The 23,196-nt window shown below is 54.3% G+C and carries 20 protein-coding genes and 2 tRNA genes; 18 read left to right on the top strand and 4 right to left on the bottom strand.

The features are described 5' to 3' along the window. Positions 1-2 precede the first annotated feature (2 nt). From F5984_RS20510 to F5984_RS20455, 12 genes are all read left to right on the top strand, one after another. Positions 3-3,428, top strand: coding sequence for a hypothetical protein (locus tag F5984_RS20510; protein ID WP_152126075.1), 3,426 nt, complete (start codon positions 3-5; stop codon positions 3,426-3,428). Continuing rightward, on the top strand, positions 3,428-3,769 hold the full coding sequence (locus tag F5984_RS20505; protein ID WP_152126074.1) for a hypothetical protein: 342 nt from the start codon (positions 3,428-3,430) through the stop codon (positions 3,767-3,769). The genes F5984_RS20510 and F5984_RS20505 overlap by 1 nt, the downstream gene beginning before the upstream one ends. A gap of 11 nt (positions 3,770-3,780) precedes the next feature. Beyond that, positions 3,781-4,431, top strand: coding sequence for a hypothetical protein (locus F5984_RS20500; protein WP_152126073.1), 651 nt, complete (start codon positions 3,781-3,783; stop codon positions 4,429-4,431). 23 nt (positions 4,432-4,454) lie between these two features. Then, entirely contained in the window at positions 4,455-6,269 is a 1,815-nt protein-coding gene (locus tag F5984_RS20495) for a hypothetical protein (protein WP_152126072.1), read from the top strand. A gap of 26 nt (positions 6,270-6,295) precedes the next feature. Further along, positions 6,296-6,670, top strand: a complete 375-nt coding sequence (locus F5984_RS20490; protein ID WP_152126071.1) for a hypothetical protein — start codon at positions 6,296-6,298, stop codon at positions 6,668-6,670. Next, a complete protein-coding gene (locus F5984_RS20485; protein ID WP_152126070.1) occupies positions 6,651-7,082 on the top strand; it encodes a hypothetical protein in 432 nt (143 codons plus the stop codon). Before F5984_RS20490 ends, F5984_RS20485 begins: the two co-directional genes overlap by 20 nt. Next, entirely contained in the window at positions 7,079-7,555 is a 477-nt protein-coding gene (locus tag F5984_RS20480) for a hypothetical protein (RefSeq protein WP_152126069.1), read from the top strand. Before F5984_RS20485 ends, F5984_RS20480 begins: the two co-directional genes overlap by 4 nt. Positions 7,556-7,563: 8 nt before the next feature. Further along, the gene (locus F5984_RS20475) at positions 7,564-8,634 is read left to right on the top strand and encodes an SGNH/GDSL hydrolase family protein (RefSeq protein ID WP_152126068.1); all 1,071 of its coding nucleotides are present in this window, start codon (positions 7,564-7,566) and stop codon (positions 8,632-8,634) included. Further along, entirely contained in the window at positions 8,631-9,074 is a 444-nt protein-coding gene (locus F5984_RS20470) for a M15 family metallopeptidase (protein WP_152126067.1), read from the top strand. Before F5984_RS20475 ends, F5984_RS20470 begins: the two co-directional genes overlap by 4 nt. 115 nt (positions 9,075-9,189) lie before the next feature. Beyond that, complete coding sequence (locus tag F5984_RS20465; protein ID WP_152126066.1) at positions 9,190-11,253, top strand: hypothetical protein; 2,064 nt, start codon at positions 9,190-9,192, stop codon at positions 11,251-11,253. Beyond that, complete coding sequence (locus F5984_RS20460) at positions 11,250-11,744, top strand: hypothetical protein (RefSeq protein ID WP_152126065.1); 495 nt, start codon at positions 11,250-11,252, stop codon at positions 11,742-11,744. Before F5984_RS20465 ends, F5984_RS20460 begins: the two co-directional genes overlap by 4 nt. Beyond that, complete coding sequence (locus F5984_RS20455; RefSeq protein WP_152126064.1) at positions 11,745-15,044, top strand: phage tail tape measure protein; 3,300 nt, start codon at positions 11,745-11,747, stop codon at positions 15,042-15,044. A 63-nt stretch (positions 15,045-15,107) separates the two neighbouring features. Here F5984_RS20455 and F5984_RS20450 read toward each other — a convergent pair whose 3' ends face one another. The 4 genes from F5984_RS20450 to F5984_RS20435 all read right to left on the bottom strand — a co-directional run bounded on the left by F5984_RS20450 (position 15,108) and on the right by F5984_RS20435 (position 17,540). Further along, positions 15,108-16,058, bottom strand: coding sequence for a hypothetical protein (locus F5984_RS20450; protein WP_152126063.1), 951 nt, complete (start codon positions 16,056-16,058; stop codon positions 15,108-15,110). A gap of 11 nt (positions 16,059-16,069) precedes the next feature. Then, on the bottom strand, positions 16,070-17,266 hold the full coding sequence (locus tag F5984_RS20445; RefSeq protein ID WP_185155592.1) for a tyrosine-type recombinase/integrase: 1,197 nt from the start codon (positions 17,264-17,266) through the stop codon (positions 16,070-16,072). Between the two features lie 103 nt (positions 17,267-17,369). Next, positions 17,370-17,443 (bottom strand) — tRNA-Pro (locus tag F5984_RS20440). A 7-nt stretch (positions 17,444-17,450) separates the two neighbouring features. Then, positions 17,451-17,540, bottom strand: a tRNA-Ser gene (locus F5984_RS20435). Between the two features lie 167 nt (positions 17,541-17,707). Between F5984_RS20435 and F5984_RS20430 the strand changes: the two genes are divergently transcribed. The 6 genes from F5984_RS20430 (at position 17,708) to F5984_RS20405 (ending at position 23,155) form a co-directional block, all read left to right on the top strand. After that, positions 17,708-18,670 carry a vWA domain-containing protein gene (locus F5984_RS20430; RefSeq protein ID WP_152126062.1) on the top strand — a complete coding sequence of 321 codons (963 nt, stop codon included), beginning with the start codon at positions 17,708-17,710 and terminating at the stop codon, positions 18,668-18,670. Between the two features lie 57 nt (positions 18,671-18,727). After that, positions 18,728-19,393, top strand: coding sequence for an outer membrane protein assembly factor BamD (locus F5984_RS20425; RefSeq protein WP_152126061.1), 666 nt, complete (start codon positions 18,728-18,730; stop codon positions 19,391-19,393). A gap of 129 nt (positions 19,394-19,522) precedes the next feature. Beyond that, complete coding sequence (locus F5984_RS20420; protein WP_152126060.1) at positions 19,523-20,698, top strand: acetyl-CoA C-acyltransferase; 1,176 nt, start codon at positions 19,523-19,525, stop codon at positions 20,696-20,698. A 64-nt stretch (positions 20,699-20,762) separates the two neighbouring features. Next, positions 20,763-21,698, top strand: coding sequence for a phosphoribosylaminoimidazolesuccinocarboxamide synthase (locus F5984_RS20415; protein ID WP_152126059.1), 936 nt, complete (start codon positions 20,763-20,765; stop codon positions 21,696-21,698). 112 nt (positions 21,699-21,810) lie between these two features. Continuing rightward, a complete protein-coding gene (locus tag F5984_RS20410; RefSeq protein ID WP_152126058.1) occupies positions 21,811-22,221 on the top strand; it encodes an STAS domain-containing protein in 411 nt (136 codons plus the stop codon). Next, entirely contained in the window at positions 22,184-23,155 is a 972-nt protein-coding gene (locus tag F5984_RS20405) for a ribonuclease Z (RefSeq protein WP_152126144.1), read from the top strand. The genes F5984_RS20410 and F5984_RS20405 overlap by 38 nt, the downstream gene beginning before the upstream one ends. The last annotated feature ends 41 nt before the right edge of the window (positions 23,156-23,196 follow it).

Raw genomic sequence — 23,196 nt, 5'->3', positions numbered from 1 at the left:
TTATGAAACGACTACTCATACTCCTCCTTATGCTCTGGCAGGTAGCCGGGGCACAAGCGCCCGTCAGGGTTACCAAATTCACGCAATCACCGACCGGGGTCGTGGCCGGTTGGCGACAGAAAGTGGCAGGCGTTGATACCGGCCCTGATAGCTGGGAGCGCATCATTACCACGCAGGGGCTCAATCTGGTGGCGGCTAATACCGCCCTGGTTAAGCCCCTCAACCGCAACTTTTCGACGCAGGTCGCCAAACTCGACCTTTCGATCTACGCCCGGCAGCGGCCCGGTCAATGGGCCGACGGCTTCGTGGTGACGAACTTTTATCGGCGTCTGGATGAGTCGCTATCGGCTCAGTTGAATTACAGTACCCTACTGGCCAACAAGGCCCTGACCGATGCCGAGCGGACGAACCCGGCCAACCGAAACATTCACTATTTCGAGGTGTCGGGCGGTATGCTCGGTGCTTACGAGAATCCGGCTACGTACGTCGATGCGTCTATTCCGACTCTGCTTAACCACATCGCCAACAACGTAAACCCGGCTGCGCTCAACGCCCGGCGCGTCTGTTTCAACATCGAACTGACGTACCTGCCAGCGGTGATCAATGGTGTGGATGGGGTAACCGGCGACGAGTGGAGCAACCCATCAGCGTGCAGTGGGTGTAACGAGGATAAAGGGGTATTGCAGTTCTGGCCCGATGCGGCTACCCGTACGTGGGTAGTGGAGGCCGAGGGCGACTGGAAAGGGCAGAGTAAGACCATTCAGCAACTATTCGATGCCGGTCGGCTGACGGCCGAGATTGCCCAGCGGCAGGTAAACCGGGCTGTGTTGCTGGTGAAATGGTATCAGGCGGTTTGCCCGGCTGGTACGCTTGTGACGATTGGCGACGGCAATCAGGTCTATTTCAACAAGTCGGTTGCGTTCGAGGATCATTACGCGAGTGTAAAGGCAGGCACCCGCAACAGTGCTTATACCCCTGCGTTCTGGACGCTCGGGGCGAATTTTCCGGCACAAACCCTCAACGGCAAAACGGTGTCGGGTGGCGGTTCCCGGCTGTGGGATGTGCAGGGCTGGGTGAATAATTACCGCTATGTGCCCACGTTCATTCTGTCCGCGCCCGATTTCGACTACATCGCCAACACGGCCAACGGAGCAACTTACGCCTACATGTGGAGTAAGGCGAAACCCGGCCCCGATCAGGAGGATGTGAACATTCCGGCTTCGTTTGCGATCAACCGGGCTGCTATGGCGGCATACGGCCGGCCGAACATTCCCTACGTGTGGCAGGGCCATAACCGGGCGGAGTTCGGAGCCCGCAAAGAAGGCACAGAGACGGTCGTGCAGTTCACGAATCTCGGCCCCGATGGTTCCTTGTTGCCGCCATTTCTGACCGAAACCTACTCGACAGTGGCTCGGTTTGCGGGGTTCCCTGGCGACGGCATTACCAACTGGACAACGATTGGACAGGGCGGGCCGGGAGCAAGCAGCGAACACAATACATGGTCGAATCGGCCATTGTCGGAACGCATGGGCCAAACGGCTGGGCTGGCGGCTCTGAGTGCCTACGGTGAATATTTCCCCGCCAATCCGGCCCAGGTCAAATATCTCGGCATCGACGATGTGTACGTAAAATACCCAATTGCTGGGGGCAACAGCACAGGCGGTTCAGAGCCTATCATTGTGGATGGCGGTAATGGGTTCTACAAACGCGACGCGGCCAGTATCGTTTTCCATACGAATGGTTCGGTAGACCCACGCACCAAAGCGGGCGTACAGGCCCGCGTGATTACGAAAAATGGGGCGAAATGGGCATTGCTCTGTATGACCAATCACCGGCATGTTTCGGCTACTCAGTCGACAACGCTGTCGGTTCGATTCAAAGCGGCCGATATAGGAACAGCGGCCGACATCGACGTGGGGCCGTTTGTGTTTTCGGGCTGGTACCCCAGTATCGTAGAGGTGTGCTTACAACCCACGCTATTGACCCTGCCACAGCTAACCGGCGTGGGCTCAACCTCGGGCGGTTCGTCTCCTCCCTCGTTTACGGGTGTTGACCCCGATTACAACTATGGCGGATTCTCGTTTCAGGTACCACCCTCAGTTACGTTCCCCGATCTGATCTCGGTGGTGTCAGGTAGCCTGCGCGTGGAGCTGAAGAAATCCTACGGGGCGGGGATTACCGGCGTGTACGTGGGCGGTTCGGGCAACATGATTAATAATGCCGACCACGGCCGACAGATGGCTCCGGCTCTCTATGCCGACCCGACTCCATTTACACCGGGCGGTATCTATACCAAACACCCCACGTTCGGGCAGGGCTTTGCGCTCAACCTGAACATGGTGGGCGACTGGGCCAATAATCCATCGCAGGTATTACAAACAGGTTTCGACCCGGCAACGGGCACGGTGTACACCAAAACGCGAGCGAGGAATTTTGCGACCCTCAACTACCTGACGGGTACGATCTATGAGCAGTGGGTCACCCCATTGCCGGGTGATAAGATTGCGGTTCATTACCGCATCACCAACAACCGAAACGATGATCCGGCTCCGGCTCGGGAACTCGACGGTTCGTTGGTACGAAGCCGGGGGCTCAATCAGGAGTTTCCTGTGGCCTACATCAATGACAGTTTCGCGCAGCTCAGTTTCGACGCTGGCTCAGGTACCCAGACGCGGAACCTGAACAACTCAGGCGACTGGTTGCAATCGTGGCCCATTGTGAATAATTGGCTGCACGTAGGCAATGGTACGCAGGGCTTTGGCTGGGTGGGTCCGCACATCACGGCGGTCACCGGGCAGATGCACCCACTGGGCGACCCCTCAGCCGTTGGCGGGCCGGACGGAATGCGTTCGACCTACGTAACCAACCACTATGCCGTGAACATGGACCCGGTGGGTACTCTCTATACGAGTTACACGCTGGTGGGCGGCTCGGCCGCAACGACGAAAGCCTATGCCGAATCCCGTACCGATCTACGGTTAGCGGCCCCAGATTATTCATTCACACAGCACCGGCGCGGGTTCTCGACCCAGAATGCAACGCTGAACGATGAGGCAACCGGGGGTGAGCTGGTGGTGACCCATAAGAACGAAGGCGCTCGGTTGTATAGCCCGCAGCGTCCGTTCCAGGCGTCGGCGGTGCCAACCCTGTACATCCGGGTAAAAAACGATAGTCCAGTTACGGGTATGCGACTGAATTTCCGAAAGCCCGGCCAATCCGAACTGGAGGCAGCGGGTCAGATCACGGATTTCACCGTTCCGAATGATGGTCAGTGGCACACTCGCGCCATCAACATGACGGCTATTCCGGGGTGGAGTGGCACCATCAGTTACTTCGTGATCGGCCAGAATCCGGCCCCTGATAACAGCCCGGTTAGCGGTCGTACATGGCGTTTTCGATACATCGGCAAAACCAACCCAACACCCTAATGGCAACCTACCCAGATAAAAACAACACGCAGATGCGACGCCTACTGTCGGGCGTCGCCAAACTGCTGGCTCGCGTGGAGAACCGTTCTCCGCGTACGATGGAACGGTTCGTTGAGGGGTTGGGGCCGGGTGATACAATCACGCACTCCTACAATACGAGTCAATTCGTGTGGACCGCTCAACCCGCCGACTCGCTGTTGGAGCTGCGGCCACTGAAAGTGAATGGAGTCAATTCTCTCACGACGATAGAAGTCGGTTACCCCGCTGACGGCACCCGGTACACGGGCCTGATCAAGTTCACATTCCTACCTGAACAGCAATTACCCATCTCATCACTCTAACCAAACATACAATGAAAATCCTCGCAGCACTCCTGCTTAATATCCTGTTACTGGGCGCAACGTTCGCCCAAAAACCCCTATTCACGGGTGATACTACCACGAAAGCGCCCTCGGCCGGCCGCTACTACCGTTCGTTCGTCGGTGGCAAGTGGTACACGGTCGACAATGTGAAAGCCACGATGGACCCACAGGGCGACATCACGGCGGGGGTGAATTTCAACACGGCTGGCGTTGGCGTATTCCAAGCAAAAAGCGGTACTGATCTGCGGTTTAAGGGGATTCGCAACGCATCAACGAAACTCACCGTCACCGACAACACCACGAACCGAACTGTCGATCTGGACGTGAACGATGCGGCTCTCACCGTCAGCACCACGCAGGTAACAGGGCTATCCACGGCCCTCAACATCCGGCCCATTCAGAAGGCGTACGCGCTGAGTAACACAACCCACGGAACCACATTCACGCACGGGGCGGGTACGGCATTTGGCACATCGTCGGTAGTTGTAACCGCACAGTTCATTGTAAACGGCGTCATTGATCCCAATTTCAGCGTTACCCAGGTAGATGCCAATACGGTATCTGTCGTAACGCCGTATAACTCCTCTGGTACCCGCGAAACCGTCACGGGTACGCTCATAATTATCGCAACCGCTAACTAATCAATACTCCGTTGAACGCACTCATGAAACGACTCGCGCTCCTGTTCTGGCTGCTGGCCAGCGTAACGACCTCTGCACAGAACGTTATTTTTTCAGAGGATGTCATCACCCGCCCAACCGCTGCCAGTCGTACCTATATGACCATTGTGGGTGGTACGCCGAAATTAATTCGGGCAGGCTCCCAGCCCATTGCTGATCTCACCCCAGCCTATTCTCTGACAGGCTTGCGCAACATGAGCGTAACACCTGATCGTGTGTGGCTCAATGAGTCCGGCAAAGAGGGGATGTTCGTGTATCAGCCTACAAACACCACGGCCGTGGATAATGGCGGAGCCACGTGGGTTGTTACAAGCTCGGGGAAACGATACCGATACCAGCCCGAAAACGGTCGTATATCAATCGTTCGTTTTGGAGCCGACTCGCTGGGGCAAAGTAGCTCAGTCAATGCGTTCACGGCGGCCCAGGCGTCGGGTTTCGATGTGGATGTGCCACCGGGTCTGTATGCGATGCCGCAAAGCCTGACACTCAATCTCTCTCGATTCAGTATGCGGGGGCGGGCAACGCTGGATTTTACGATGCTCTCATCCGGGACCGCAATACACATTCGTGGGGATGGATCGGGAAACCCCTATAGGAATATCACCAATGAATTAGCGGGGCTGACACTGGTTGGCCCTGGCATGGGTACGTCAACGAAAGGGCTGGTTTTCGACACCCCTGCCGAGGGTGGTACCTCTCATCTGCTGCTTCGAAATATGGCAATCTGCGCGTTTGGAACAGGGGTAGAGTTGCGCCAAAATGCCTATATCCAAAACTTCAACTTTGTGAATATCTATGCTAATGGCATTGGCGTAAACGTGCCAGGGGGGATCGGATGGAACGCTGGCGAGCGCATAAGCCTGTCACAATGCTCACTATTCAACAACCTAACCGGGTTGCAGGCCTCCAACGGCGAGGCAGATATTTACCTGTCGATGTGTTCACTGGATTATAACTCAGTGCAGATTAATACCACTGGTACACTGATCGAGCTGCACGGTTGCCACATCGAGGGGAAAAATTACTCCTCAGCCCCCATTGTCGCCAGTGGCTACGGGGCCAACATCAAATTCATCGGGGGGCGGATGCTCAATACGGAGAATACGGCCGACCCAACGGCCATTGTCTCCTGCTCGAACGGGGCGGCCGTCGACTTCTACCTGACTGACCTGCACAACATGGAGGTTTCCGGGGCCTATTTCGCTACTGGCAACGCCCGCCATCAGGTTACTATCGTGCGGCCCCGGTTCTACGAGGTGCCCAATATCCCGCTATTCATCAGCGAATATCACGACATGCTCGCAGATGGTGGCATGGAAGCCTCGTCTATTCAGGACGGCTGGAAGGTAGTGGGTACGGGTACGCAGGTGTCGGCTACCCGACTCCAATCCGGTGACGGAAACGCCGAGGTCGAGCTGACCTTGACCACCACCAACCCACGAAGTGGCAGCAAGTCCATGCGCTGGCAGAAACGATATGGCGGGGGCTCGGCAGCTGGTTTCTGGCTCACTACGCCTGTTACGGCCGAAGCCGTTGCGGTGCGGCTATTCTATCGTAGCGACATCGCGGGCACCGGGTTCCTCAATTATATCTGGACGAATGCCGGAAACACGAAATACGAGGTATTCGGTACGGAGACGCTTAGCCTCACGACCGGGGCGAGTAGCTACACGGAAAAACGCTTCTCTCTGCCGATTCGTCGGCCGCTCTGGGCTACTCACCTGCTCATCACGTTGAATGGGGATAGCCTGGGGCCGGGTTTCTTGTACCTCGACGACTGGCAGTTGGCTCCGTACTAAGACCATAATAAATAACCTACAACTATATGACCTCCCTTAACCCCTATGCCTTGCTTACAATTTTCGTGTTTATCGGTGCTACGATCCGGGCCGTAAAACCAGAAAAGATAGATCCTTGGATCGGTCTAAAAACAGGCTTCTCGTCTGCCTCAGTTGCGTGGCTAATTGTAGCAGGTGTCTGTGATGCTGTAGATGCCGACATCCATCTGTGGACATCGTGTGTTGCCGCAGGAATTGCCTACATGGGATCAGAAGTCTTGGCTGCGGCCGAGAAGTATGGGCGAAAGGCTCTGGATGAACCCTGGTTATTGATTTCTGACTGGATGCCTCCTGCCCTCAAGAAGATTTTATCCCCAACGAACTTAACTAAACCCAATTCAAATGATGACTCTCCTGCTTGAGATTTGCTTTCTGGCCGCTTCAATCACGGTCCTCTCTCTCTGCTTTGCAACAGGTAAAGGGCAACGCATCTACCGAAACGCGCTCTATGCACTCGCTGCAATATTCTTCAGCTGCTGTGTACTGTCGGCCTCGGAGTCGCTTACGCTGAATATATCAGGGACACTAACAGCCCTCGGGGTGACGGCCGTTGCTGGTATTGTTACGTTTTTTCGAACTAAGGAGTGGAGCGATGGAGATAGAAGTCAATTTCTTGTCCGCTTTGCCATCGTGATTCCAGTCATTCTGTTTGTGCTCGTAGTGGTTTTGCGCGTCCTGCTTCAGATTGAACGAAAGTACAGCCGGGCAGATCCAGCGCCAACAGCATGGGTAGCTCCAAACGATACGAAAAAACGCCATACAGCTCGTTCATGAAGGCGCTCCTATATCTCGTCATTGCGAGCTTTCTCGGAGGTTGTATGACCTTCGAGAAAGCTCGCCGGCGCTACTCGACAACCGAAATCGATACCGTCTACCAAACGATTAGCACGGTGGTGCCCCGTGACTCGGCTGTTCTGCGTGTGGTAACTGACACGACGACTGTGGTGCGCGAAATCCGCCAGGGCAGGGCTCGGATCATCTACGAACGCAACCCCCGCACGACGACGATCAAAGCCAACTGCGATTCGGTGTTTATCGAAAAGAAAGTGCCAGTGGTCATTACAAAACAGGTCTGGGGTATTGATCCTAAATGGAAAGAGCGAGCGGAAGATGCCGAACTATGGGTCTCTCGTTGGCGAACAGCTGCTTTTGTACTGTTAGGCCTGATACTGTCTACGCTGGCGGCTATCTGGTTTCTGAGAACCTTTACCGTTTCAATCAATCGTAAAAAACCCATAAGTAAATAACCCATAAAATGAAAAAGCTAATGATTATGCTGCTGTGCCTGTTAAGCACGGCAATCAGTTTCGGACAGTCGTACTACCTCAATGAGCGTGACCGGGCGGTAGCTGAGGGAATGCCTATGTTTGACGTATATCTTACTTTGTCCGGCTCGCTGACTGCCGTACAGTCGAAAGGCATTGCCCCGCAGCCAGGAACCAGCTGGTATCTGGACTCGTACACGATGTCATCCAACGTTGCGGCTGGTCTAGTCACTCAGTTTGTCAACAGTTCGATTACGCCCCCGCTGTCAGCTACTCCGACTGTTCCGCCATACGATCAAGCTGAGTTTGGCCAGTACGGGGGTAGTGTTAGTAAAGACGTCGGGCGGCTCTTGATTGGTCAGACAGGTATCAATTTCAGCAATAAGCGCCCGATTACAGACGCTACGTTTCAGGGAACATTGACGGTGTCAGGCACCCGCGTAAGTGCCGATTTCAATAAGCCCGCCGAACGCATCATCCTCAAGCTTGGTGATTCTATTAGTGAGGGTGCCGCATTGACACTCGCCGAGCAGGAGTACGATTTTCAGCTTAGGGACTCGTTACAAAAGTACACCCTACGTAGTTGGCGAATCATTAATAAGGCAAAAGGCTCTTACACCTCATCTAACCTCGAAGGGCTTAGGGCACAGCAAAACCTGTTTTTTCCGAGGGTTGACGTGGTGCTGTATGCGGTTGGTACCAACGATGCCAGCGCAACGACGTACGACGCGAATCTGGCGGCAATGCTCAGATTCCTTACGTTCCAGTACCCCCGTGCGGTAATAGTTATCTGTACGCCTACGGTTAGGCAAGCCCCACAGGAAACGATCAACGCGGCTATTCGCACGGCCGCAGCGGCCCGGGTGGCGGCTCTGAACAATCCGCGGATTGTGGTGGCCAACTGGGGGGCATTGTGGACACAGGCCCAGATGAGCACCTACATGAATGCCGACAACGTACACCCGGCTCCGGCTGGCCATCTGCTGATGGGGGCGCAGGCATGGAATCTGTTCCTGGCAAACAATAGCCGGTTACTCAAACTCGTAACCTCTGGGCGATGAAAACGCAGGCGCAATTGATCAAGCGATTCGGGGATCCGTCTGTCGACCAGGCAGCTTTCGAGCGCGAACACATGACCGTGTGGAATGTGCCCCGTGAGATCGACCTGGCGATAGGTCCTATTCCCGCCCGGATGTACTGCAACCGACTGATGATTGATCCGCTGGAGCGGACGCTGCGCGAGCTGATTCGGCGGGAATTGCATCACGAGATCCGCACATACGACGGCATTTTCAACGTGCGGAAGAAACGAGGATTGAGCACGCTCAGTATGCACGCGTTTGGGCTCGCTATCGACCTCAACGCTGCCTGGAACCCGCTCGGGGGGCGCGTAACGTGGAGTCCTGAGTTTCTGGCGGTGTGGCGAAAGCAGGGGTGGACCTGCGGAGCTGACTGGGCGAAACGACCCGATGGGATGCACTTTCAATGGGATAAATTCTGACTTGCCATGTGGGGTAGTTGTAAAGCCCGGTGCTTATAGTGCCGGGCTTTTTGGTGTGGTCGGTTGTCGTCATAGGGGGGGCACGGGTGGCGCAGGTATTTCGCCTAAAAACGGCATGATTCAGATTACCAATCAGGCCGGGGCTCATCTGGAGCTCCCGCCCGGTGCAGTGCTGACCTTTGAGCAGGCGGTCAGGTGGCTAGGCGATGGGAAAACGCCTGGCGGTTTCTCTTACCCCATATCGTTCCCGCTCAACGAAGCAAACAGGCGGTTTTTGCAACACGCATACCGCCCTGATACGCCAGAGCCCACGATGTCGATACCCGTTTCGGTGCAAATTGGAGAAGTGCTGCATCGTCGGTGTACGCTCAGCTACAGGGTGCAGAATGGCGGAGGGGACGGTTTTCTTAAACTGGATGGGGGAGAAGCTGCGGATCCTCTCCGGAGCTTGTCGCTACGAGATGCGGTCGGCACGGATCTGGTGTATCTCGATGAGGTGCTGGAGGGCCCGCGAAGTCTGGCTGAATACCTCAATAAGATCGCTACTCTGGCCCCCAGTACGTTTCCGCTCACCTTCTTCCCACTCAAGAACGATTTGTTTTTCGAAAAGGAACTGACTAATGAGCAGGTGCCTGGGCTGATTAGGCAACCCTACGTCAATATGTATGGATCAGGTCCGCAGGGGCCGGCAACGTTTCAGACCGATGCCGCCTTGCAAAAAGGCTTCCCGATCGTTCCGTTTTTCTTCCTGACGGATATACTGAACCGAGTTTTTGCCCGTATCGGATACCGGCCCGTTGGTGACTGGCTGGCAGATCCGGAAGTACTTTGTTATACGATCTTCAACCTGACGGCCATCGACGCCTACCGGGGGCGTTGGGAGATGGGTCGGTTTGCGGTGCGAGTGCGCGATCACCTGCCGGATGTAAGTGTGTCAGACTTTCTGCGTGCCCTCCGGAGCCGATTCGGTATTCTGTTTCACTTCGACTCATCGAATCGGACTGTGAGTGTGCGCAGATGGCTGGATATAATCAGCAGTCCTCCGCAGGATCTGGCGGGTTATCAGTTGGCGGGGTACAGTATCGACGAGCCCGCCAGAGAGGGAATAACCCTACGCGATTACATCGACGATAGTGACGAGCTCTATAAAAATAAGGAGGGCAATGTGACCCGGCCGGATCCGCTGTTGATAGGTGAGGGGGGGAAAGAGGAGCAACTGACACTGGGGACTACCCAAATGGTTTTTGAGCCTCGGCCGGCATGGAACGCCAGTACTGGGCAGTATATCACCACCTCAGCGTATTGGCTGGTTCCGACTGTTCGGCAGGCAGGCAATATTGCTGATGATTCCTATCTGAAATCAGAGCGGCAACCAGAGAAGGGGCTGGCGTGGAAAAATAACGTAGGACTGCGCCTGATCAGTTACCGAGGGGTCCAGCCGGATTCGGGCAGTGTGCCCTATCCGTTGGGTACAAGCGGTACGATCAATGCCAAGATGGATACGATTGGGGCGTTGGCGCTGGAGCTGACGGGCAACCGGGGAGCCTGGCGAAATGGCCTACGTCAGTACTACTATTTCCGCGACCGAACTCAGCTGCTCACTATTCCTCTGCGCTGGCCAGCTCACGCCTTCAGTTTGTTTCGATTTGATGCGCCGGTTTCACTGGTTCTGGACCAGCACCGACGCACACTCTTAGCCGAGCGGTACCAGGCGAGTGCAAGTGGCGTAGATGGTTCTCTGCCGACGTCGCTGGAGTGCCTGCTACTACCCACCGGTATTTCTGAAACCCAGGCAGGTGTGGATGAAGAGGTTTGGGTGGAGCTGATCGTGACTCCACTCACCCCGATACCTGTGCCGGGGCCTAATCTGGTTGTTACCTCTCGTACCTATCAGAAGGTTGAGGTTCGTCTCTGGCGAAATGCGGCCCGGACTCTACCGAGTAATGCGGTGATAGACTTGCAGCTGGTACGCACCCAGAAAAGCGTAGGCTCAGGGCGGCCCGAGGCCGTCGACTTTGCGGAGCTCCTGCGCATCCGGGTTGCCGGGCCGGGGATGCTGATTGATGCCCGCTATCAGTCGGGAGAGGCTGCGGTTTCGGCATTCGGTAAGGTGTTCTTCCAGATGCGATCGTGGGATGTGGGGGCCTCGGATGCCTACAAAATCATCAAGCCGCAATGAACTACGCTGACCTCGATATAAACTCGAAGATCAACTATAAGGCGATCCTGTCGGAATGGAGTGCGTATGCCGAACAGCACTGGAAAGAAGATCTGGACGCGAAGGTGTACGGTTTGCGATCTGCCCGGAAGTCGGGGGTGCAACGGTCGTTACTCGGAGCCGGATATAAGTTCGGTTCAGGGCGGAGCCGAACGAACACTCTTCGGAGAGCCTGGTGGCGACGGACGACGGGCGAACGTGCCGTATTTGAATTTATGCTTTACGGGCGGTTTCTGGATATGGGTGTCGGCCGTGGCACGACTCATACCGATCGCATCGTGGCCAGACAACTACGCGAGGGATCGCCCGGCCGACAACGGCGCCCATGGTTCAGTAAGCGCAAGGCCTATGAAGTGAAGCGACTACGGGAAATTCTGGCCAAATATCATGTCGACATTCCTGTTGACGCAATCGAGAATGCGATGACCATTGCCCTAAACCTAAATCTATAAATGTCAAAGACCCAACGAGAAAGGGCTGTTGTTGACCTCGTTATTAATGGTCAACAGTCAAAAGCAACCCTGAAGGAGATTGGTACAGCGGCCGTGAACGCCCGAAAAGAGCTGAACCGGATGGTAGAGGCCGACAACCCCGAAGCCTACGCCCGCAAGCTGCGTGAGGTACAGAAACTAACGCAGGCCCAGCGGGATCATGCGGCCCGGATCAACGATGTGAGCACGGGGTGGAGTCGGTTCATGAAGAACATGGGTACCATGGTACCGAGTGTGGCAGCAGGTACGCTGATCGCGGGCGGGGTGCAGACAATCATTGGCCTGTTGCCCCAGGCGATTGATAAGAGTATCCAGTTCAAAGACGAACTGGCCGACATTGCCAAAGCGGCTGATATGACCGATGCCGAGGTGGACGATCTCAACAAACGGTTAGCGTCGATTGATACCCGTACGCCTACCAGGGAGCTCAGGGCGATTGCCGAGATCGGTGGGCAGTTTGGTGTGCCTAAAGAGAAGCTGGCCGAGTTCACAGAGGGCATGAACCAACTGAACGTGGCCATCGGGAAAGATTTTGGGGGTGTGGAGAATCTGAGCAAGGACATGACGGCCGTGCGCAACATTTTCACCAACATCAAGACCGACGCGATTGATCAGGATCTGCTACGCATTGGTAACGCCTTCAACGTGCTGGAGGCAGCGGGGGCCGCAACCTCGCCCGTGATGGCCGATTTTTCGAGCCGGATGGGCGGCACGCTGATTCCGCTCGGGCTGAGCGAAGCCCAGATTCTCGGCTACTCCGCTACGCTCCAGGAGCTGAACGTGACGGCCGAGCGTGGCTCTACTGCGGTGGTCGACATATTCCAGAAGATGCTCACCGAAACCTCTACGTTTGCGAAAGTCGCGGGCATGGATCTGAAGGACTATAAGAAACTCATCAGTACCGATATGAACGCGGCTTTTCTGGCGTACCTGCAAGGGCTGAAGAAAGTACAGGGGAATCAGATTGAGTTTGCGGGTGTGCTGGAGGCCTCAAAATTGACCGGCTCTGGCGTAATGGAGGTGCTGAGTAAGTTGTCGGTGAACTCGGAGATGTTGGCCGAAAAAACCGACATGGCCGGTAAGGCACTCCAAAATACCGACAGTATTACGGCCGAGTACAGTAAGAAGAATTTCGAGCTGGCCGTGAATATGAAGAAAATCACGGAGTGGTTTGATTCCTTTATGACATCTCCAGCGGTGATGGGGTTTGCCGAGTGGATCACCGGGGCGACCGTGAAGATGATTGGTTTGGGCGATGCCGTTGGCGACATCAACAAAAAGTATGACGACCAAAAGAAGCGGGTAGAATCGCTGGGCAAACCCTTCGAAACGCTCTTGCAGCGGCACGATCAACTGTTGATGAAAACATCGCGAACGAAGGAAGAACAAAACGAGCTGAACGGTATTGTCGGGAAAATAGCGGAGACAGTTCCGCAGGCTATCACCCAGTTTGATAACTACGGCCGAGCAATGGCGGCCAATACGCAAAAAGCACGTGATGCCGTTCGGGTTCAGCAGGAGCTGCTCCAGTATTACAACAAGTCGGCAATTGAGGAAACCAAAAATAGCCGTAACCAAGAGATGCTACGGCGGGCCCAGTTGCAACGCGAACTAAACAGCAGTACGGTTATGGTTGGCCCAGCGGGACCGGGTGGTATTCCTACCACTCGAAAACTGACCGCTGATGAGATCCGGGCAAAGCAAGCCGAACTGAATAATCTGAGCACGGAGATCAATCGGAAAACCGACCTGCTGAAGGGCTTGGGCTATAATGATCCGACGCCATCAACTCCGAGTAGGGGATCAATGACGTCGGCTCCAGAGGTGAAAACGCCCGATGAGAAACCAGGGGATAAACCGGGTACGGGTAACAAGCCTGGTACGGGTACTATTTCTGGTGTAGGCAAGCCTGATAAGAAGGGTGAAACAGCCGCCGAGAAACTCAAACGTGAAGCCCAAGAGCTGGAGCGGCTGATGAGCGAAGCCCGGCAGCGATCATTGAAAAATGCGGATGATGACTACGAGGCTGCCCTACTTCAGTTTGGCGATCGGTATTCTAAAATGATTCAGCTGGCGGGGCAAAATCAAGCCAAGCTAAACGAGATCGGATCGCTGATGGATGACGAGTTGAAAACGATCACGGAGAAATACGATCAGAAGGAACGCGAACGGCAGACGCGTATTCTGAAGGAGCAACTTGACGATGCTGAAACCGTGCTCGAATCGGAAAAGCGCATCCGGCAAACGTTGGTGGCGGATCAGATTACGGCTGGGGCCATTCAGCAGGAACAGGCTCGTGTATTGGAGCTCGAAGCGGAGGAGCAATACCTGATGGCTAAGCTGATGCTTCAGAAAGGGTATTATGATTCGTTGGCAGATCTGGCGGGTGACGATGCAGAGGAATCAGCCCGGATTAACCGCGAACGGAATGCGGCAATCGGAGAAACCGAGGCTCAGCTGTCCGGGATTCTGAGTGAACAGTATGCCGCCCGTACCGCCCAGCGACGAGCCGAGCAGGATCAGCACTTTGAACTGATGCAGGAACGGGCTCGGTGGGTGCAGGAGGAAATGCAGTTCCGTCGGCAGATGCTGAATGATCTGAGTGGCTTACTAATGAATAGCTGGGGGGAAACACTGGCCGGTTATAAGAAATTCTGGCGCGACACCACCATCATTCAGAAAGCGGCCTTTCTGGCGCAGCGAGCGTTTGCACTGGCTGAGGTAGCCATTAACCTGAGTCGGCAGATTTCGGCCGTTAACGTGGCGGCTTCACTTGCGAATGCTATTGCGCCAGGCTCTGGGGCAATAGTTCGGTTGAAGGGATACATTACAGCAAGTGCCGTGGCAGCGGTCCAGACGGCGAAGATTCTGGCAACCTCGCCCAGTATTCCCTCGTTTGAGGCCGGGGGGTACACCGCTGGGGATAAAATATACGAGTCTGGCGGGCGCAGATTCCGGGCAGGAGAACGAGGAACGGAATTTATTATGAGCAATCCGATGCTTCGGAATCCCGTAATGGCTGATCTGGCCCGGATCCTGAATACGCTTCAGATCACGGGAGCCTACAAACAGCTGGGCTATGCTGGGCAGAACGCAAGCGCCCCCTCTGTGCATGTAGATCAGGCGCAGGTAGTGGCTGAACTACAAGCACTGGCGAAGCGAGTAGATAGTTTGGCCGATCGGCCGGTGAACTGGAACTACCTGGCCTTTGAAAAGGTGAAGGATCGGGTCGACTATATTAATGACGTGACGACGATTTAACACTCAAAAGGTACTCATTGAAAGCAATGAGTACCTTTTGTTTTTGTATTTCCTATTAGTGGTTTAATGGATTGATACTTCAAATGTAAAATTCCCTGCGCTACTAAGAACTTGAGAAAAAACTCTTAATACAGTCTGATGAGAAACCGCTGTTTCTCTAAAGTGTACCTCAATCAAGTTATACACCTCTCCCGTATCATCCATATATGTGTTGTTTGTAACCCCAATAAGACGAGACGGCAACTCTCGATTTAGTTTAGTTCTTATGTGATCAAAGGTCTTTTCATCTATCCCATTCTTTATCTTGAACTGCATTATGGTTCTACGATCTTTATTTTGATCAGAATCAATAGGAATAGCTTTCAATCCCAAAGTTTTTGCACGGGTTGTATTTTCTATGCGTGCAATCGAAGAAGTTATCTGTTCCAATCGATCCAATACGTAAGTATCAAAACTGTTATTTTCAGACTCAACCTCCTTTCGTATTATCAAAGATTCAAGTCCATTGTAAATTGGATTCTCTGGACTTATGTCATTAAGAGCTTTCGGAATAGTTTCATCAAGTGCATCAAAAAGTTGCACACCCCCTTCTAAATCGTTATCGAAAAAGATTGTTCGTTCGGCTGCAAGGTCGAAGGGGAGTTTAGTTCCTGTCTGAGCAATGATGATAACAGGCAACCGTTTGGCATGGCGTACAGCCAACTCATACATCACGTTGGGGTTAAGGCCCGTGAGGTTGGCAATAACAAGTTCTGATTCCAGAATATGTCGGATAATCTGCCGGGTGATAGTGCCTGGTTCATAAATTTTGTGGGGCGGAACCAGATCAATATTATGTTTTCGTAGAACAGGCTCAATGACAGCTCGAATTAGTCCGTCTGTTACCCTCCTAATTTCTGATCGGTCATCACCTAAAGGCGTAATGAAAAAAGCCTTCCGTTTTTGTACTGTTTTTTCAGTTGCTGGAGTCTTTTCGTTTTTCTCCTTTTTCTCGTTGGAATCTGAAGTAGCCATTATTTAAGGGTTTATTCCCATAGAGCGGGAAAGTCAGTTAAATCTGTTCCGACAAAAACCTCTCCATATTTTCGGAGGTAGGTGTACGTTTGATCTGGGGTCGAGTGCCGGCAGTGGCGTTGCACCCGCAGTAAATCTTTGGTGTGGCGATAGAGCACGATGGCGCCCGTGGGCTTCCAACTATAAAGGTCGTAGTCGAACCCGAATAGCTCCAGCTCCTTCATGATCTCGACGTGCCGCTTATAGAAATAGTTTTTGCCCACTGGCTTATGGCCGGGCTTTTTGTTCACTGTGAACAGGTAGTAATGGGGTGGGTAGTCGCGTAGCTTCAGCTCTGTAATAGTTTGCTCCAACGCCCTGGGTATATCGACGTACCCGGTTTTTCGGTTTTTGCCGTTGCCTGAAATAACCCGTACCTGATTTTCCAGAATGTCGCCTATTTGCAGGAGCCGCAACTCTTTGCCAGGGCGTATGAACAGGAAGTAGGCAAACTGAATAAATAGCCATAGCTGATCATCACCCTTTTTTAGGATCAGATCACGGATCTCCTGGGCCTGAGCCTGCGTAAACGGGCGATGGTCGTCGGATTCATCAACCGGAACTGTTTCGATATTCAGAAACGGGTTCTTCAGCGTCAGTTCACGGTTAATTAGAAACTTGAACAATGACCGGAAAAACCCCAGCATGTTGTTGCGGTAACGACCACCCTGGTGCGACTGATCAAAGAAGGCGTTTGCTATTGGCTGCGTGATCTCATGCAGTTTGATTTTGGGAGTCTGCAAGGGATCTTCAATATTCTCGCGTTGGCGAAGGAACCGTTCGAAGTGCTTAATGTACGAGTCGTACAGAGTGATAGTGGTATCCTCACGCAAGTCTTTGGCTTTCACCTGTCGGTAAAGGCTGTATGCTTCCATAAACGAAATAGCCTCGGGTTTGTCAGGTTTGCGAACCGGTTCCCCAATTGCCTGGGCTATCTCCTGCTCTGTAGCATAATCTTCATCGCTGGCGTGCCAACCCTTTTTGAGTAGGGTATTTATTTCCTTGACGATTTTGGCCCCATCCTCCAGTTTGGACTCACGGGTGGTACCTACCAGACTGATCCGCTTTCGTATTTTTTTCTCACGCTGGACATGCCAAATGTAATAGACGACATAGGGTTCGTCTGAATCGACAATGCGGGCCGGGGTGTAGGGGTACTCCGCTTTCACTTTTATGGTGGGCTTTTGATTCTTGTACTGCCGATTTACTGCCAATAGGAAGGTGGCACATAAAAAAACCGCCCAATTCGCTTGAAAAGGACGGTTTTGACTGTCGGGGTGGCAGGATTCGAACCTACGACCTCCTGCTCCCAAAGCAGGCGCGATACCGGGCTACGCTACACCCCGAAGGTACTGGCGGAGAGAGCGGGATTCGAACCCGCGGTACCCTTGCGAGTACGGCAGTTTAGCAAACTGCTGGTTTCAGCCACTCACCCATCTCTCCATTCTCTCGCTCGGCGTTGCTGCCGTTTGAGGACACAAATATAGGGGCATTTTTTGGCGACAGCAACATCCAGCACGAAAAATCTTTCTCAAAACGCTAATTTCGCCTTTCGCATAGCCTGGCAAGCACCCGCCAAAAAACACTATGTGGCTGGTTGACAAGACACCATGAATTGGCTGTACCCTTTCGGAACAACAGAAATTTTTTTTTCAATAGCCTTCACCATACTGTACCTGATCTACTTCGGGCGGGTATTTTGGCTGGCTCGGCAACTGCGTACCTCGGCACGGGCCGTGATTCCGAAGTTTTTTTTGCGGACAGGTTATCTTGTGTTGCTCCTGATTGCCTTGTTGGGGCCGTCGTTTGGCGTGGCCGACCAAACCATCAGTGCGCAAAGCCGCGATTTGTTTGTCGTGGCTGATCTGTCGCGGTCGATGGATGCATCGGATGTGGTGCCCACCCGGCTCGAACGACTCAAATTCGATATTCGTCAGTTGACCGATTCGCTGGCGGGCGACCGTATCGGGCTTATCGTAGCTACCGATGAACCTTTTGTGCTTACACCCCTGACTGCCGATCAGGAGGCTATTCGGCAGTCGGTACAGGCTCTGCGCACCGACTACAATGCTACGGGCGGGGCCAATTTGTGCCGGGCTATCGAGCTGGCACAGCAGAAATTGCTGAACGATTCATCGGCGCGCCTGGCGGCAAAAGGCATCATTGTATACACCGATGGCGAAGATGCCACGGATTGCGACCGGGCCGTTCTCGCACGGTTACGGACGTACCGGATGCCGGTGATGGCGGTCGGAGTGGGCACGCCCAAGGGGGGCACCATCCGCGATCGTTCCGATTTTGTGCGCGATAATCAGGGGCAAATTGTTCGCAGCCGACTTAACCGGGCTTACCTCAACCGGTTGGCCGCGCAAACCAACGGTTTTTACTTCGATCTTACGACTGATGGCACGTACCTGCCCGACCTGACCCGTACCGTGCGCGAGATTCGGGGCGTCGGTCTGAGTCAGCAACAAGTGGCCGTGGCTACAAACAAATACTACTATTTTGTTTGGATTGCCCTGCTGCTGATTGCCCTCGATCTGGTGGTGACGGTACGAACATTCCGGCTTTAATTCCGACTTTCCTGTTATTTTTGGGCCGTTGAGCTGTTCTGGAATAGCCCGTTTCGTATGCGCCTGATCCTCTCATTTCTGCTTGCTGCCATTTGGCCTTTCGGGTCGTTCGATTCGATTAGCCAGAATAATCGGGCGCGCAAAGAGGCCGATAACGCTTTCCGGGCGGGCGATTATAAGCGGGCTGTTCAGTATTATGCCTTTCTGATCAAGCAGCCCGCGCAGACTGAAGCGGCTATTTGGCTTAATCTGGGTCACGCGTATTTTGCGTTAGGACAATACGGCCAGGCTAATGCGGCCTATCAGCGCTTTGAACCAACCGAAACCGGTCCATTACTGGCTGTGGCTTACGTGCAGCGCAGCGTGATTGCCTGTGCTGCCCGCGATACAAGCCGGGCCCTGCAATTGTTGCAACAGGCCCTGCTAATTGACCCACAAAACGAACCCGCCCGTTATAATTTTGAGTTAGTGAAGAGTCGGTTTTCGGGTAAAAAACCGCCCCAGCCGCGTCAGAAACCGTCGGCCCAACCGCAAGCCCAGCGCGATAGCAGTGGTCAGGAGTTGGTGCGGTCGCCCCGGCAGGAGCAGGTATTGCGCCGATTGCGAAACCTGAACATGACCGAGGAGCAGGCCAATTTGTTGCTTAACGCCATGCGCGACGACGATGTGCCGCTCGAACTGGCGCGTCGGCGGGCCGGCCGGAAAGGGGGGGGGCGGTGGTAGTATGCCCTGTTTGGGCTACGTGTTTAGCCGGTTTGAATGGCTGTTGGTCTGTACTGGACCAACCAACTGAAAACCGTAAATACTAAACCGAAAACTTTATACGGATTACATAGCATCAATAAACAAACCATGATAGACGTAGTAATTGTATCGGCCGTGCGTACACCCATCGGAAGCTTTGGGGGTGTGTTGTCGGCCCTGTCGGCCACCGAGTTGGGGGCGGCAGCCATCAAAGGTGCCTTGAGCCGGGCCGGGGTCGCCCCTGAGCTGGTTGAAGAAGTATATATGGGCAATGTGGTGTCGGCCAATGTAGGTCAGGCTCCTGCCAAGCAAGCCGCCCTGAAAGCCGGACTACCCGCTACCGTGCCGTGTACGACGGTGAACAAGGTGTGCGCGTCGGGTACCAAAGCTATTATGCTGGCGGCCCAGTCGATTCAGTTGGGGTTGGCCGAGGTCGTGGTGGCTGGTGGTATGGAAAGTATGTCGAATGTGCCGTATTACGTGCCCAAGGCTCGTTTTGGCTACAAATACGGGAACGCCGAACTGGTTGACGGGTTGGCGAAAGACGGGCTGCTGGATGCCTACGACGAATGCGCTATGGGTGTTTTCGCCGACAAAACGGCTACCCGGTATGGGATCAGCCGTGAGATGCAGGATGCGTACGCGGTGCAATCGTACCGCCGGGCCGAAGCCGCTACGGCGGATGGTAGCTTTGGAGCCGAAATTGTACCGATTGAGGTGCCGGGCCGCAAAGGCAGTGTAACCGTGGCGGAAGACGAAGAGTATAAAAACGTATTTTACGACAAGATTCCGGCCCTGAAACCTGCCTTCACGAAAGACGGTACCGTGACAGCAGCCAATGCGTCGACCATCAACGATGGAGCCTCGGCCCTGGTGCTCATGAGCCGCCGGAAAGCAGATGAGCTTGGTCTGAAAGCCCTGGCCCGGATTGTGTCGTATGCCGATGCCGAACAGGAGCCCGAATGGTTTACTACGGCACCTACCAAGGCGGTTCCCAAGGCGCTCGAACGGGCTGGGCTTACGACAGCCGATATTGATTTTTTTGAAGTAAACGAAGCCTTCTCGGTGGTTCCGCTGGCCTTTAGTCAGGTGCTTGAGGTGCCGCAGGAGAAACTGAACGTACTCGGCGGAGCGGTGTCGATTGGGCATCCGCTGGGTGCGTCGGGGGCCCGTATCGTAACCACGCTCACCAACGTATTAGCGCAGCGCAACGGCCGTTTTGGGGCCGTGGGTATTTGCAACGGGGGCGGGGGCGCATCGGCCATTGTGATTGAAAAACTGTAAACAGGGGCCGGGCCGGCGATTTGCAGACTGAATCGCCGGCCCGATACCCACAAACCACCAATCAGTGTCTATTTCCCAAACCAATTTCAATTTTCCCGGTCAAACGGGTTTTTACCGGGGTAAGGTGCGTGAAGTCTACTCGTTCGACGACCACCTGGTCATGATCGCAACGGATCGGATTTCGGCGTTCGATGTTGTGCTGCCCCGTGCCATTCCGCACAAAGGACAGGTGCTGAATCAGACGGCCGCTCACTTTCTGCGGGCTACGGCCGATTTGGTGCCCAATTGGCTCATCAGCGTGCCCGATCCAAACGTAAGCGTTGGTTGGCGCTGCGAACCCTACGCGGTGGAGATGGTGGTGCGGGGATACCTGGCTGGTCATGCCTGGCGCACGTACCGCGACGGGGGCCGGGTGCTTTGTGGCGTAACGTTGCCCGAGGGGCTGCGCGAAAGCGACCGCTTACCAACCCCGATTATTACGCCGACGACGAAGGCCCACGAAGGGCACGACGAAGACATTAGCCGGGACGAAATCATCAGCCGGGGTATTGTGTCGGAGGCTGAGTATGAGCAGCTGGAAACGTACGCTCTCGTCCTGTTTGAACGCGGTACGCAAATGGCCGCTGAGCGGGGCCTGTTGCTGGTTGATACCAAATACGAATTTGGTAAACGCGACGGGCAGATTTACCTCATCGACGAGGTGCACACGCCCGATTCATCGCGGTATTTTTACGCCGATCAGTACGAAGACAATCTGTTGCACAACCGGCCGCAGAAACAATTATCGAAAGAGTTCGTTAGAGAATGGCTGATTTCGCATAATTTTCAGGGAAAAGACGGTCAGGTGGTGCCAGAGATGTCTGATGAGTGGATCGCTCAGATTTCGGCCCGGTACGTAGAGCTGTACGAAACGGTGACCGGAATGGCGTTTGAACCCGCCGACCTCACCGACCCCGTGGCACGTATCGAAGCGAGTATTCAGGCCCAGTTGCCGCTGTAGTCAATTTATCTGCCAATAATAAACACATAGCTAAAACAGGAACGAAGTTTGTCAGGCGCCGGAAAACAACCTTGCGACCTCAGACAATAAACCTTTGACAGCTTTTCTACCTATGAATCACTCCATTGAGAAAAACGAGCAATATGCCTTGATTCGACTGGCTGAAACCGAGTTTGGGGGCGAGGTGCCCGCCGAGTTTGAAACCGCTACCCGGTCGCTGATTCGGGAAGGGTACAGCAACCTGATTATCGACATGGCCAGTGTGAAGTCTATTGATACGGCAGGATTTGGCTCCATTCGGAAAATTAACCGGCAGTGTGCCAATGAATTGGGTATCATGGTGCTGGTCTCGAAAGACGATAACCTGATTGATAGCCTCGAAGATATTGCTGACCTGACCATTCTGCCAACCGTGGAAGAAGCCATCGATGCGGTGTTTATGAATGATCTGGAAAACGATTTCCGCAACGACGACGACGAGTATGATGGAGAATACGGAGCTGGCCAGGAACCCGAGCAGTGAGATAGAAGGGCACCATTCGCCGATTCCGTTTAACGTTTTGTTTCTGGGCGTAGGCTCAGCAACACCCACGTTGGGGCGGCATCAGACCGCCCAGATTATTACCTACCAGAACGATCTGTTTCTGATCGACTGTGGGGAGGCCACTCAGTATCGGCTAATTGAACAGCGTATCCGCCCCAGCCGGATACGCTGCATCTTTATTAGCCATTTGCACGGCGACCACTATTTCGGTTTGCCACCCTTGCTGTCGAGCCTTAATCTGAGCGGCCGGACTGAGGATTTGTGGCTGTTTGGACCGCGCGGACTCGATGAGGTATTAACGACGATGTTTCGCGTGGCCGATCAGCGGCTGAATTTCCCGCTGCATTTTCAGGCCATCGACCCGACGGCCCCGGAATTGCTGCTCGATTGGCCAACGCTGACCGTGACGAGTATTCCGCTCGACCATCGGATTCCGTGTACGGGTTTTCTGTTCCGTGAGAAGCAACTCAAGCCCAAGCTCCTGCGTGAGCGCTTACCCGACGACGTAGAAGTGGCGGTACTCAAACAGCTGAAAAACGGGCAGGATGTCCGGCATGCTGATGGCAGTATTCGGTTTGCCGCGGCCGATTATACCGTGCCCGGCCCGCCCCCGCGCAGTTACGCGTATTGCTCCGATACCCGGTTTCGCGAAGCCATTATTGAGCAGGTGGCCGGTGTTGATGTGCTCTATCACGAGTCGACCTTTATGGAAGACAATGCCGAGCGAGCTACCGAAGTGTATCATTCAACGGCCCGGCAGGCGGCCCTGGTTGCGCAACAGGCGCAGGTGGGGCGGTTGTACATCGGGCATATTTCATCGCGTTACAAGCAGTTCGACGGGTTTCTGGCCGAGGCTCAGTCGGTATTTGCGGCCTCAGCCCTGGCCGTTGAGGGCGAACACGTCGACATTTAAGCCGCCGAAGGGGCGGGCAAGTGGCCTATTGGGGAGCGTAT

Source organism: Rudanella paleaurantiibacter (genome assembly GCF_009184635.1).
GTDB classification, from domain to species: Bacteria; Bacteroidota; Bacteroidia; order Cytophagales; family Spirosomataceae; genus Rudanella; species Rudanella paleaurantiibacter.
This window is presented reverse-complemented; position numbering and strand designations above follow the sequence as displayed.